This is a genomic window from Paraburkholderia sp. Cy-641 (assembly GCF_011752945.1).
Taxonomy (GTDB): domain Bacteria; phylum Pseudomonadota; class Gammaproteobacteria; order Burkholderiales; family Burkholderiaceae; genus Paraburkholderia.
On the sequence record NZ_VWWM01000023.1, the window covers coordinates 14,480 to 26,544 of the forward strand.

A 12,065-nucleotide genomic window follows, 5' to 3' on the forward strand; every position below is an offset into this window, starting at 1 on the left:
GAGAGAAATAAGTTCTTCAGAGCGCTATCCAGAAATGGACCACATTTTTAGTGTGTATTTCGGCCAGGACTTCGACCTGTTTGGAGAAACTGTTCCGGAAATTGTCGTGTGTTATAAGAAAGACAGTCCTTACCACTATAAAGAATTGAATCGCGAAATAGACTCGTTCAGGAGCGAACACCCGAACGACCTGGAGGCAGCATTCAATCAGTCGTTCAGGGATGGGTTTCGTCCCGAAGGGGCGGGCTACACGACCGCCTCTTTCCTTGAGGAATTGAAGCGGCTTCTGAGCGAGTAACCGCACCTACCACGCCGGGCCCAACATCGGTTTGCCGATACCCGTCGGCCCACCATCAGTACACTACCATTCAAAACTCACCCCGATACGCAAACAACCCCGGCAGTCCCCCGCTCATCACAAATAGAACCTTCTGCCCCGCAGCATACTTCCCACTCGTCACTCCTTCCACCAGTCCCGCGAACGCCTTCCCGCTATATACGGGGTCGAGCAGAAGACCTTCCGTCGACGCCAGCAAACGAACGGCAGCACGCATGCCATCCGTGGGGATGCCGTACCCCTGCCCGAGTTGCGCTTCATCGATCGAAACGTCGCTCTGGTTCACGCGCAGATTGGGATCGATAAGCTGAAGCGTTTGATTCGCTTTATCGAGTGTCGTGGCGTGCGCGTGAGCGGTATCGCCATAGACCGTGAATCCGGTAATACGCGACGGGTCCAGGCCGAGTGCGACAAAACCCGCAACCAGTCCTGCATGCATGCCGCCGCTTCCATTGGGTATCACGATGCGATCGAAAGACAACCCCGCCGCGCGCGATTGATCCACGATCTCAGCCGCGCAATCCGCATAGCCGAGACAACCGACGGGACTCGATCCACCCAGCGGACACACATAGACATTGCGGCCTTGCGCGCGCAATGCGTTCGCACGTTGTTCGGCGAATTGCAGCGCATTTGCCGAGCCGGGCAGATCATGCACATGCGCGCCGAATAGCGAATCGAGCAGGACGTTGCCGTTCTCCATGTAGTCGTGATCGGATCGCGGCACGGTGCACGTCAGCACCAGTTCGCATTGGAGTCCGACGCGCGCTGCCGCGGCCGCCGTGAGTCGTGCGTGATTCGACTGGCGGGCGCCGACGGTCATGATGGTATCCGCGCCGACGGCCAGGGCTTCTCCAATCAGGAATTCGAGCTTCCTCAATTTGTTGCCACCGCCGCCGAGACCGGTCAGGTCTTCTCTTTTGACGTAGATGTTAGCGCCGCCAAGATGGGCGCTCAGGCGCGGGAGATGCTGGATCGGCGTCGGACCTTCGAGAAGCTCGCGACGTGGGAATCGCGAAAGATCGAGCTTGGCGGTTCTGCTCATGGGCGTGGAATTCATGGTCTTTCAGAAATCGTTCGATTGAGCGGCATGTTGAGCCACGCGATCGGCGCGCTGCGCGGCCCGTTACCCGAACCTTAATGCACGAGAGCTCGTATCGCGGCTAGCAGTCTTTCGATCTCCGTATCGGTGGTCAGATAGCTGACGGATGCGCGCGCGACCTGCTGAAGCCCTCTGTGTGTCATATCCAGCGGCGTGTAACTCACGCCGTTACTGCTGATCGCAATGCCTTGCGCGGCGAGCGAACTCCGTACCGATGCCGCATCGAGACCCGCGACGTTAAACGACACGAGACCAGATAGTTCGGTACCCTGATCGAGTACCGATACGCCAGGAATATCCGCGAGTTGCAGGCGCAATCGTTGAGCGATCTGATCGATCTGTGCGCGAATGGTATCGATGCCGATTTCGAGCGCTTCGTGTAGCGCATTCGCCAATCCGCAGTGTAGAGCGAACGCCGTTTCCGACAATTCGAAGCGTGCCGCGTCGTCTCGCAGCACGGGTTCGCCGTGGGCATCGAGCGGTGCCGAATGTATGTCGACGAATGCAGGCATCAGGCGCGAGAGAAAATCCTGCCTCACATACAGCAGTCCTGTACCTCTTGGACCGCGCAAGGCTTTACGGCCTGCACCGGCCAGCATATCGCAGCCCAGTTCAGCCACGTCGACGGGAACCTGCCCCACGGCCTGCGCCGCGTCGATGAGGTAGGGAATGCCGTGGCGTCGCGCGACCCGGCCGATCGCCGCGGCCGGATTGATGAGTCCGCCGTTTGCTGGCAGCCAGGTCAGTGCGATCAGGCGCACGCTGTCATCGAGCATGGCTTCGAGCGCGTGAGGATCGACCATGCCGCTCGAATCGGACGGAATCGTTTCGACCGAGGCGCCGGCTCGTTGCGCGGCGTAGTACATCGAGGCGAGATTGCCGCCCCATTCGTGCCGCCCGACGAGAATGCGCTGCCCCGGTTGCCACGGCCCCAATGCGGCGAACGCAATACCCCAGCTAGCGGACCCGCCTGTGGTCAGCGCGATTTCATTAGGCTGTGCGTTGAACAGTTGCGCCGCGAGCGCGCGTGCTCGCGTGGACTGTTCTCTGCCTGTCGCGCCGGCTTCCATCGGCCCGGCCGTGGCTTCGCGCATCAGGTGCGCGTGAATGGCTTCCAGTGTGGCAGCCGACGGCAACGATGCGCCGGCGTGATTGAAGTGTGTCGTGGTGGACGCGCCGGGAGTGCGGGCACGCAGCGCATCTATTGCGGCAGACGAGAGCGGAGAGGACATGGCGGTTTCGATCGGGTGAGTTGAGTTCGCGCTTCCTGCAAAGTGCCGAGGATAGCCCGAAACCCGCCCTCTCCGCTAATTCCATTAACCCTTCCAGGCCTCTCCATCCGGAAACGCGTGCTTTTCGAGCGACTCCGCGAATATCTCGATGCTATAGCCCGGCTTTTGCGGCGGCATATAGCGGCCATTGCGAATGACGACCGGATCGACGAAATGCTCGTGCAGATGATCGACGTATTCGAGTACCCGGTTTTCGAGCGAACCCGACACGCAGATATAGTCGAACAGCGAAATATGCTGCACGTACTCGCACAATCCGACGCCGCCCGCATGTGGGCACACCGGCACGCCGAACTTCGCGGCCATCAGCAGCACGACGATGACTTCGTTGAGTCCGCCGAGCCGGCAGCTATCGACCTGGCAGAAGTCGATGGCTTGCGCCTGCAGCAATTGCTTGAACATCACGCGGTTGTGGCAATGCTCGCCGGTAGCGACGCCGATCGAGCCGAGCCGCTTGCGAATCGCCGCATGGCCGAGAATGTCGTCGGGACTCGTGGGTTCCTCGATCCACCACGGGTCGAATTCCGCGAGGCGCCGCATGTTCGCGACCGCTTCGTCGACGTCCCATACCTGATTCGCGTCCATCATCAGCTTCAGGTTCTCGCCGATTTCCTCGCGCAGAATGCGCGCGCGCCGGACGTCCTCGTCGAGATCGCCGCCCACCTTCTGCTTGAAATGCGTCCAGCCCTGCGCGACGCCTTCGCGCGCAAGGCGGCGAATCTTCTCGTCGTCGTAACCGAGCCAGCCGGCCGAGGTCGTATAGGCCGGGTAGCCGTGCGCGACCATTTCTTTTTCGCGCTCGCCTTTGGTTTTCGCGTGACGGTGCAGCATGGCGAGTGCTTCATAAGGCGTGATCGCATCCGTCACGTAGCGAAAGTCGAGACAGCGCACGAGTTCTTCGGGACTCATGTCGACGAGCAGTTTCCATACGGGCTTGCCGACCGATTTCGCCCACAGGTCCCACACCGCATTGACGACTGCCGCGGTCGCCAGATGAATCGCGCCTTTATCGGGGCCGATCCAGCGCAATTGGCTATCCGACGTCAACGCGCGCCAGAAAGCCCCCATATTCGCGGCGATATCTTCGAGCTTCTTGCCGGCGATGAGCGGCGTCAGCGCATTGACCGCCGTCACGCAGATCTCGTTGCCGCGCCCGATCGTGAACGTGAGGCCATGACCCGCGAGACCGGGCGAGTCGGTTTCGAGCGTGACGTAGGTGGCGGAATAGTCCGGCGCGGCATTCATCGCATCGGAGCCGTCGAGAGAGCGTGAAGTGGGAAAGCGAATGTCCCGAACGGACAGTCTTGTGATCGTGGTCATCTGAGTACTCTCCGGGAGCGATGGCTAGCGGTTTTCGCCTGCGGGGCAGGCGGGTCGGCTTTTTGCGCATGCGGCGCACGCACTACTCGTACGCGTATCGAGGCAGGGCGACCACTATTTGGACCATGGCGGACCCAGGCATTTGTACGCGTTGACAACACTGCATTCGCTTCCTAGCATGCTAGCATGTCTTCTCGAAATCAAGAGCGTCGTGAGTTCTTCAGCCGATCCAGAGACTGTCGCCAGCAATCCGTATGTCGCACTGCAAAAGATCAGGGGCGGCGAGCGCGGCAGCTTGACCGACGCGGTCGAAGCGGCGTTGCGGGAAGCGATTCTGACGCTGGCGTTGGAGCCCGGCATGATGATCGACAAGATCGCGGTCTGCGAGCGGATGGGCGTGTCGCGCTTTCCCGTTTCTTCCGCGTTGGCGAGGCTGGCGCATGCAGGCCTCGTCGAGGTGTTGCCGCAGCGCGGCACGCGCGTCAAACCGATCGCGCTCGACGACATTCGCCAGCATCTGTTTATCCGCAGCGCACTGGAAGTCGAAACGGTGCGCGGCGTTGCGTCGATGCGCGATCGGGCCACGCTCGATGCGCTGGCAAGCAATCTCGACAGGCAGCGCAGTGTGGCCGGCAGCGGCGAACGTCTTGCGTTTCACGAGCTGGATCTGGCTTTCCATGAAATCCTGCTCGACGCGGTGAAGCTGCCGCGAGTGAAGGAAATCGTCGCGGTGTCGCGCAATGCGCTGGATCGCGCGCGGCAATTGCTGGCGAGTCCCGAGCGGCTCATGCATACGCTCGAAGAGCACGAAAAGATTTTCGAGGCTATCGGCGCCGGCAATGGCGATGCGGCTGCGAAAGCGATGCACGATCATCTCGACCAGGTGGTCGCCGAGTTGCACCGGTCCGCGAAAGCAAGGCCGGATCTTTTCGAGCCGTAATGAAAGCCGCCTTGAACGCGGTCATCAAAGTGCTGGTGATACAGGTAGCCGTCGGCGAGTCCGCACCATGAACCCACTCATTTCAGTCAACAAGCTGTGCAAGAGCTTTCCTGGCGTCAGAGCGCTTCATGACGTTCGCTTCGAACTCATGGCCGGCGAGGTTCATGCATTGATGGGCGAGAACGGCGCGGGCAAATCGACGTTGATGAAAATTCTCGCTGGCGTCTACACGCGCGATTCGGGCGAAATTCTCTACGACGGCAAGCCGGTCGATTTTCAGGGGCCGCGCGACGCGCAGGCGGTCGGCATCGGCATCATTCATCAGGAACTGCAACTGATGAATCATCTGAGCGTCGCGCAGAACATCTTTATTGGCCGCGAGCCGCGCACGCACCTGGGGCTCTTTCTCGACGAAGACAAACTCAATGCACAGGCTCGCGAGATTCTCGCGCGCATGCATGTCAATCTCGATCCGCGCACGATGGTCGGCTCGCTCACGGTGGCGAGCCAGCAGATGGTCGAGATCGCGAAGGCACTGTCTTTCGACTCGCGCGTGCTGATCATGGACGAACCCACGTCCGCGCTCAACGACGCCGAGATTGCGGAACTGTTCCGCATCATTCGGCAATTGAAGGAGCGCGGAGTCGGCATCGTCTATATCTCACACAAGATGGACGAGCTGAAACAGATCACCGACCGTGTGACCGTGATGCGCGACGGCGAATACGTCGCGACCGTGCCGACCGAAGGCACGAGCATCGAAACGATCATCGGCATGATGGTCGGCAGAACGCTCGCCGAGATGCCGCCGGTCGAAAGCGCTTTGGTGCGCGGCGAGGTCGCGCTCGAAGTGAGAAATCTCGTTGCGGGGCCGCTCGTGCGCGACGTGAGTTTCGCGTTGCGCCAGGGCGAAATACTCGGCTTTGCCGGCTTGATGGGCGCGGGCCGTACCGAAGTGGCGCGCGCGGTGTTCGGTGCCGATCCGGTCGAGTCCGGCGAAATTCTCGTGAAAGGCGTGAAAGCGTCGATCAGAAAGCCGAGCGATGCGGTGAAGCGCGGCATCGGCTATTTGTCGGAAGACCGCAAGCGCTTCGGTCTCGCGACTGGCATGGACGTCGAATCGAACATCGTGATGTCCGATCTCGGCAAGTTCCTGTCGTTCAATATGTTTCTGCGCCGTGCGCAGATACGCAAACGCGCCCAGCACTTCATTAAGCTGCTCGCGATTCGCACGCCATCGGCCACACAGCAGGTACGGCTTCTCTCGGGCGGCAATCAGCAGAAGATCGTGATTGCGAAATGGCTCGAACGCGACTGCGACGTGCTGTTCTTCGACGAACCGACGCGCGGCATCGACGTCGGCGCGAAAAGCGAAATCTACAAGCTGCTGCGCTCGCTTGCCGCACAAGGCAAGGCGATCGTGATGATTTCCTCGGAATTGCCCGAAGTGCTGCGCATGAGCGACCGCATCGTCGTGATGTGCGAAGGCCGCATTACCGGCGAACTCTCCGCCAGCGAAGCGACGCAGGAGCGCATCATGCATCTCGCGACGCAGCGCGAAACCCTGAAAGCGGCACCAGCCTGAAGAGGTCCACGACATGACATTGCGAACGGATACCGCGGCGCTCGACGGTGAAGGCCGGTCTTCCGGCCTGCGGGCCCGCATCTTCGCGCCCACCGCGTTGCAGAAACTGCTCGCGTTCGCGAGCCTGATTCTGCTGCTGGTTTTCTTCAGCTTCGCGTCGCCCGCTTTCATGCAGATGGACAACATCCTCGGCATTCTGCAGGCGACCGCGGTGAACGGCGTGCTCGCGATTGCCGCGACGTTCGTCATCATCACGGGCGGCATCGATCTTTCGGTCGGCACGTTAATGACGTTTACCGCCGTGATTTGTGGCGTGTTTCTCACCAATTGGCATTTGCCGATGTGGATCGGCGTACTCGCTGCCATCGTCACGGGCGCAATTTGCGGCACGGTATCGGGCACGCTGACCGCGAAGATGAAGATTCCGCCGTTCATCGCGACGCTCGGCATGATGATGCTGCTGAAAGGACTTTCGCTCGTCGTCTCCGCCGACAAACCGATCTATTTCACCGACACCGAGAACTTCTACCGTATTTCGCAGGATTCGCTGATCGGCTATGTGCTGCCGAGCGTGCCGATTCCGAATGCGGTGCTGATCCTGTTCTTCCTCGCGATTGCGAGTTCGATCGTGCTCAATCGCACGGCACTCGGCCGCTACACGTTCGCACTCGGCAGCAACGAAGAAGCGGTACGGCTTTCGGGCGTCAACGTCGATCGCTGGAAGATCGCGATCTATGGCGTGGGCGGCGCGATTTGCGGCATTGCGGGGCTGCTGATTGCGTCGCGTCTGAATTCCGCGCAACCGGCACTTGGCCAGGGCTACGAGCTCGATGCGATCGCCGCGGTCGTGATCGGCGGAACGTCGCTGAGCGGCGGCTCGGGCACGATTCTCGGCACGATCATCGGCGCTTTCATCATGAGCGTGCTGACCAACGGCTTGCGCATCATGTCGGTCGCGCAGGAATGGCAGATCGTCGTGACGGGTCTCATCATCATTCTCGCGGTCTATGCGGACATCCTGCGGCGCAGCAGGAGAAGCTGAACCCGCCGATAGAGGAAACACAGCAAACGCAAACACAACAAACGCAAACGCAGCAAACACAGGAATCGCAGGAGCAAGAGAGAGAGGGGAGCACGTGGAGGCTCCCTCAACGGCTGCAGGTTGATAGCCCATCCTTAGGAGGAGGCCCCATGTTGAAGAGAAGACTCATCGGTATTGTGGTCGGTGTCGGCGCGCTCGTCGGTGGAAGTGCTCTCGCGTATGCGGACGAGCCTTATATTCCGCTCATTTCGAAGGGCTTCCAGCATCAGTTCTGGCAGGCCGTGAAAGCAGGCGCCGAACAGTCCGCGAAAGCGAACAACGTCAGGATGACGTTCGAGGGACCGGAAACGGAGGCGATGGTCGACAAGCAGATCGACATGCTCTCGGCCGCGCTCGCGAAGAAGCCGCAGGCGCTCGGCATCGCGGCGCTCGACAGCAAGGCCGCGATTCCGCTGCTCAAACGCGCGCAGAACGACAAGATTCCGGTCATCGCATTCGACTCCGGTGTCGACAGCGATATTCCGCTCACCACGTGCGCGACCGACAACATCGCTGCCGCCGCGCTCGCTGCCGACAAGATGGCCGCGCTGATCGGCGACGCGGGAGAGGTCGGCGTGATCGTGCATGACCAGACGAGCCGCACCGGGGTCGACCGGCGCGACGGTTTCCTCAACCAGATCAAGTCGAAGCATCCGAACATCAAGATCGTCTCCGTGCAATACGGTGCCGGCGATCACCTGAAGTCGGCGGAAATCGCCAAGGCGATGATTCAGGCCAACCCGAACCTGAAAGGCATTTTCGGAGCCAATGAAGGCTCGGCGGAAGGTGCCGCGATCGGCGTCAAGGAATCGGGCAAGAAGCTCGTGCTGATCGGCTTCGACTCCGGCAAGGAGCAGAAGGACAACATCATGTCGGGCCTGATGGCGGGCGCGATTACGCAGAACCCGGTCGGCATCGGCAAATGCGTGGTCGATTCGGCGGTCAAGGCGCTGCATGGCGAAAAGCTGCCGAAGAAGATCGACACGGGTTTCTACTGGTATGACAAGACCAATATGAACGATCCGAAGATTGCGGCAGTGCTTTACGACTGAGTTGCGCCGGCACGGCAATCGACGTGCGATCGTCAAAGAGGAAGAGCGACGCTCTTCCTCTTTTTTATTGGGTATTCGTCATGTCTGTTATTCGCAACGCCTGGAGTGCCTCGCGCATGGTGCATTGCGTGACGCCAAACGTTTGCGAGGACGTTCGAATTCTCCGTTGAACCGTTGTGCACGTGCTCGTCATTTGTGCAGCGCTTTCAATCGGTGTGTGGGCCAGTCATTTCCCGCCATTTGCGGAATTAATCTGATATTTTACGTTTGTGCAACCATTGCACGTCCGTGTGGCCCCACTAACCGATAGATGCGCAGGTCATGGCTTTTACCGAACCAAGGTCTCCATTTTTCAGGTGGGTCGTCTCTTGCGCTCAGAACCTGAGCCCGGAGAACCGGCAGGTTTTACTTGCTAATCTGTTTACGCGAACCGCTTCGATCGTCTTCGCGTCGATCTGCGAAATCAGCGTTTGCGCCACCGCGTACTATCTTTATCCGATTCCTCTCTACGCCGTCTGGGGCATTGCCGTCGTCGCATTGCTGGGCGCGCGGCTCGTGCTGATCTGGCTGTGCCGCACGCGTTCCGCGCAAGGTCTGCCCACGCCGACTTCCGCGTTTCTGTTGGCGAGTCTGCTGTGGAGCATGCTATTCGGCATCGGTACATTACTGTGCAATATCAGCGGGAATCCCACGCTGTTTCTGCTCGGCAACGTGTGCGCGGTTGGGGTGATCGGCGGCCTGGCCGGACGCAATGCGGGTACGCCGCGCCTCGCGCTATTGCAGATCGTTTTCATTCTCGGTTTCCTGAGCGTGGGCGCGGCACTCTCGCCGGGCAGCGGCAAGCTCGTGCTGCTGTTTCAGGCGCCGTTTTGCGCGGCCGGCTTTTTCACGGTGGCGTTGCGCAGCAATCGCGATACCGTGGCGTTGCTGCTCGCGCGCGAAAACAGTCATCGTCTTGCGCGGCAGGACAGCCTCACCGGTTTGCCGAATCGCGCGCGTCTCAGCGAACTGCTGCTCGAGCGCACCAGCAAGGGCTCGCCCGAGGACCAGGCATTCGCGGTGCTGCTGATCGATCTGGACGGCTTCAAGGCGATCAACGACAGTCTCGGCCACGCGGCGGGCGACCAGATTCTTCAGGAAGCGGCGAGGCGTCTGCGCGAGCTGCTGCCGGGCGGCGATCAGGTGGGCCGTCTCGCGGGCGACGAGTTCGTGGCGATTGCGGACGGCGCTGCACAGATTCGCGACGTAAAGGTGCTTGCCGATCGCATCGTCAGAACGCTCGCGCGGCCGTTCGCGTTGAGCGATGCGCTCGTGCATATCGGCGCGAGCGTCGGCATTGCGCTTTATCCGCAGCATGCACAGACGGGTCCGCAATTGCTGATTTGCGCCGATCGCGCGTTGTATGCGGTCAAGCGCAGCGGCAAGAGCTCGTTCACGATCTTCGACAGGGAGAAGCATGTCTCCGACGAAAGCCTGAGCCTCTTGCGCAGCGATCTCGAAGGCGCGTTGAAATCGTTCAGCGGTTTGCGCATCGAGTATCAGCCGATCGTCGACCTGAGTAGCGGCGCGGTGTCGGGCCGCGAGGCGCTGATTCGCTGGACGCATCCGACGCGCGGCGAGCTGTCGCCGTCCGCGTTCATTCCGACCGCCGAACGCACCGGGCTGATTCTCGCGCTAGGCGAATGGGTGCTACTGCAATCGTGCATGGAAGCGGCGAGGTGGTGCGACCAGGTGATCGTCGCGGTTAACGTGTCGCCGGTGCAGTTGCGCGAGGAATCGTTCGCGTCGAAGGTATTGGCGATACTTCGCAAGACGAAGCTGCCGGCCACGCGGCTCAATCTCGAGGTGACCGAAACCGCGCTATTGAACGATGATGCGGTCACTCGCCGCAACATCGCGAGGCTGCGCTCGCTCGGCATCGGACTCGCGCTCGACGATTTCGGCACCGGCTTCTCGACGATGTCGACGCTCGTGCGCTTCTCGTTCGACAAGCTGAAGATCGACAGTTCGTTCGTCAAGGAGTCGGTGCACGGGCGCGAATCGGCGGCCGTGGTGCGCGGCATCGTTGCACTGGCGCGTGAAATAGGCATGTCGACCACGGCCGAAGGCATCGAAACCGAGGAGCAACTGAACTTCGTGCGCGTATGCGGATGCACGCACGCGCAGGGCTATCTGCTCGGCAGGCCGGTGCGTGGCGATGCAATCGAGCAGAGCGAGTTGGCGCTCGAAGCACCCGATGTTGCGCCTGCTACGGCACCTGCTACCGCGCCTGTTACTGACAAGACAGAAAACGCCGGCTTCTGAAAGCCGCCAGCGGAAATCGACATGTCTTCTCCATTGCAATTCCAGCTCAGAATTACCGCGTCGCGCGAATGGGCAGAGGCGTTGCGCGCCGATCCGTCCAGCGCATCGTGGCCGGCGCTGCGTGACGTTCTGCGCACGCACAACGCGACGCTGAAGTGCCAGTTCGATGCATTCGCCGACTACGTGAGCGAAGCGGAAAGAATCGGCATCGAGCACTATCCGCTTTATCAATGGACCCGGCAGACGATAGAGAACCCCGAGAAAAAAGCGAAGTATCTGCAATCGTTCACGCTGTATGTCAACGGCGAGGAAGTCTACGACCAGGCTGTGACAGACGCGCTCGAAGGCGAGTTGTCGAAGCTCGTCGACGGGAGCCGCATCGTGCGCGTTTCGTGCTTCGACACGAATCCTGCGAACAATCCGCAGCCGCCCTCAAGCTGACGATTGTGTTACATCGGTACAGTCCCGTCACCGTCAAGCCGCTTAACATTTGACGACAGCACGCGAGCTTCGTGAGACGATGCAGTTTCACCAACTTTTGTGGGAGCGCGACATGGGACTTCTGGACGAAGTAGGCAAGATTGCAGGTGCGGTTGCCGCCGTCGAAGCAGCGGAGAAAGTCGATCCGGAAGCGGGTCTGCTGACGAAAGGCATTGCCGCTGTCGCTGGTTTTGAAGGCGCCGGCAAGCTGGAATCGCTGGTCGAGAAGAAAGAAGACGAGAAGCAGGACGACGCCAGCAACGCTCAGGCTTCCGACGATACGAGTTCGCAGACCTGAGCGAATTCACGGTTGCCGGCTGCATGCAGGTCGTCTGGTTGCATCGTGCGCCGGCAACCCCACGCTGATTAAGCTAGTCTGATTTAACGGTCGCCCGGCCGTTACGAATTTTTCAGAACGCCTTCATTGATATCGAAACGAGCTTTCGTTTCGCAATCCGATTCTTCCATTCCTTCGTTTTTCCGGTCCGATGTTTTCATCGGGCTGTCATCGCTACGCCGCTACGATGGTTCGTCACATGCGTCCGCGCTCGCACCGCGGTGCGTTGTTTTGC

The 12,065-nt window shown here is 60.4% G+C and carries 11 protein-coding genes; 8 read left to right on the top strand and 3 right to left on the bottom strand.

Annotated elements, in window-relative coordinates; all coding sequences use genetic code 11:
• The first annotated feature begins 34 nt into the window (after positions 1-34).
• The gene (locus F3J20_RS14785; protein ID WP_167283731.1) at positions 35-298 is read left to right on the top strand and encodes a contact-dependent growth inhibition system immunity protein; all 264 of its coding nucleotides are present in this window, start codon (positions 35-37) and stop codon (positions 296-298) included.
• Positions 299-368: 70 nt separating this feature from the next.
• On the opposite strand, the gene F3J20_RS14790 is transcribed toward F3J20_RS14785, so the two are convergent.
• The 3 genes from F3J20_RS14790 to F3J20_RS14800 all read right to left on the bottom strand — a co-directional run bounded on the left by F3J20_RS14790 (position 369) and on the right by F3J20_RS14800 (position 4,051).
• Positions 369-1,382 (bottom strand): D-cysteine desulfhydrase family protein, encoded by a 1,014-nt coding sequence (locus F3J20_RS14790; RefSeq protein ID WP_167283732.1) that lies wholly within the window; start codon positions 1,380-1,382, stop codon positions 369-371.
• A 92-nt stretch (positions 1,383-1,474) separates the two neighbouring features.
• The gene (locus tag F3J20_RS14795; protein ID WP_167283733.1) at positions 1,475-2,671 is read right to left on the bottom strand and encodes an aminotransferase class V-fold PLP-dependent enzyme; all 1,197 of its coding nucleotides are present in this window, start codon (positions 2,669-2,671) and stop codon (positions 1,475-1,477) included.
• Between the two features lie 84 nt (positions 2,672-2,755).
• Positions 2,756-4,051 carry an L-fuconate dehydratase gene (locus F3J20_RS14800; RefSeq protein ID WP_167283734.1) on the bottom strand — a complete coding sequence of 432 codons (1,296 nt, stop codon included), beginning with the start codon at positions 4,049-4,051 and terminating at the stop codon, positions 2,756-2,758.
• Positions 4,052-4,229: 178 nt separating this feature from the next.
• Here F3J20_RS14800 and F3J20_RS14805 point away from each other — a divergent pair, with 178 nt between their 5' ends.
• From F3J20_RS14805 to F3J20_RS14835, 7 genes are all read left to right on the top strand, one after another.
• Positions 4,230-4,991 carry a GntR family transcriptional regulator gene (locus F3J20_RS14805; protein WP_167042732.1) on the top strand — a complete coding sequence of 254 codons (762 nt, stop codon included), beginning with the start codon at positions 4,230-4,232 and terminating at the stop codon, positions 4,989-4,991.
• 67 nt (positions 4,992-5,058) lie between these two features.
• Positions 5,059-6,576 carry a sugar ABC transporter ATP-binding protein gene (locus F3J20_RS14810; RefSeq protein WP_167283735.1) on the top strand — a complete coding sequence of 506 codons (1,518 nt, stop codon included), beginning with the start codon at positions 5,059-5,061 and terminating at the stop codon, positions 6,574-6,576.
• A gap of 13 nt (positions 6,577-6,589) precedes the next feature.
• A complete protein-coding gene (locus tag F3J20_RS14815; RefSeq protein WP_167042728.1) occupies positions 6,590-7,618 on the top strand; it encodes an ABC transporter permease in 1,029 nt (342 codons plus the stop codon).
• 149 nt (positions 7,619-7,767) lie between these two features.
• On the top strand, positions 7,768-8,709 hold the full coding sequence (locus F3J20_RS14820; protein ID WP_167042726.1) for an ABC transporter substrate-binding protein: 942 nt from the start codon (positions 7,768-7,770) through the stop codon (positions 8,707-8,709).
• A gap of 321 nt (positions 8,710-9,030) precedes the next feature.
• Complete coding sequence (locus F3J20_RS14825) at positions 9,031-11,013, top strand: EAL domain-containing protein (RefSeq protein WP_167283736.1); 1,983 nt, start codon at positions 9,031-9,033, stop codon at positions 11,011-11,013.
• A gap of 21 nt (positions 11,014-11,034) precedes the next feature.
• The gene (locus tag F3J20_RS14830; RefSeq protein ID WP_167283737.1) at positions 11,035-11,454 is read left to right on the top strand and encodes a hypothetical protein; all 420 of its coding nucleotides are present in this window, start codon (positions 11,035-11,037) and stop codon (positions 11,452-11,454) included.
• A gap of 112 nt (positions 11,455-11,566) precedes the next feature.
• Positions 11,567-11,791, top strand: a complete 225-nt coding sequence (locus F3J20_RS14835; RefSeq protein WP_167042860.1) for a hypothetical protein — start codon at positions 11,567-11,569, stop codon at positions 11,789-11,791.
• Positions 11,792-12,065 lie beyond the last annotated feature (274 nt).

Excerpts from the sequence above, each read along its gene's own strand:
- F3J20_RS14785 (WP_167283731.1), top strand. The coding sequence starts at position 35 with ATGGACCACATTTTTAGTGTGTATTTCGGCCAGGACTTCGACCTGTTT.
- F3J20_RS14790 (WP_167283732.1), bottom strand. The coding sequence starts at position 1,382 with ATGAGCAGAACCGCCAAGCTCGATCTTTCGCGATTCCCACGTCGCGAG.
- F3J20_RS14795 (WP_167283733.1), bottom strand. The coding sequence starts at position 2,671 with ATGTCCTCTCCGCTCTCGTCTGCCGCAATAGATGCGCTGCGTGCCCGC.
- F3J20_RS14800 (WP_167283734.1), bottom strand. The coding sequence starts at position 4,051 with ATGACCACGATCACAAGACTGTCCGTTCGGGACATTCGCTTTCCCACT.
- F3J20_RS14805 (WP_167042732.1), top strand. The coding sequence starts at position 4,230 with ATGCTAGCATGTCTTCTCGAAATCAAGAGCGTCGTGAGTTCTTCAGCC.
- F3J20_RS14810 (WP_167283735.1), top strand. The coding sequence starts at position 5,059 with ATGAACCCACTCATTTCAGTCAACAAGCTGTGCAAGAGCTTTCCTGGC.
- F3J20_RS14815 (WP_167042728.1), top strand. The coding sequence starts at position 6,590 with ATGACATTGCGAACGGATACCGCGGCGCTCGACGGTGAAGGCCGGTCT.
- F3J20_RS14820 (WP_167042726.1), top strand. The coding sequence starts at position 7,768 with ATGTTGAAGAGAAGACTCATCGGTATTGTGGTCGGTGTCGGCGCGCTC.
- F3J20_RS14825 (WP_167283736.1), top strand. The coding sequence starts at position 9,031 with ATGGCTTTTACCGAACCAAGGTCTCCATTTTTCAGGTGGGTCGTCTCT.
- F3J20_RS14830 (WP_167283737.1), top strand. The coding sequence starts at position 11,035 with ATGTCTTCTCCATTGCAATTCCAGCTCAGAATTACCGCGTCGCGCGAA.
- F3J20_RS14835 (WP_167042860.1), top strand. The coding sequence starts at position 11,567 with ATGGGACTTCTGGACGAAGTAGGCAAGATTGCAGGTGCGGTTGCCGCC.